We start from the raw sequence: 213 nt of genomic DNA on the forward strand, positions 1-213 counted from the left end.
ACTGTCTCGGTCTGTTCATTTTCATAGTCACCAGGTGTCGCTGAAACGTAAACAATCTGATGAACGTGACTCTCAAACTCCTCCCGACGGAGAGGACGATTGTCCAAAGCAGACGGCAAACGGAAACCATAATTAACCAGCATTTCTTTACGCGAACGGTCTCCATTGTACATGCCCTTGATTTGCCCCATGGTCATGTGACTCTCGTCAATC

1 pseudogene is annotated in these 213 nt (G+C 47.4%); it reads right to left on the reverse strand.

From position 1 onward, the window contains the following. Window positions 1–197: pseudogene (locus tag A6V29_RS10240) on the reverse strand (excinuclease ABC subunit B); the annotation flags it as partial. Window positions 198–213 lie beyond the last annotated feature (16 nt).

The sequence above is a fragment of the Blastococcus sp. CCUG 61487 genome (assembly GCF_005222955.1).
Taxonomy (GTDB): Bacteria; Actinomycetota; Actinomycetes; order Mycobacteriales; family Geodermatophilaceae; genus Blastococcus.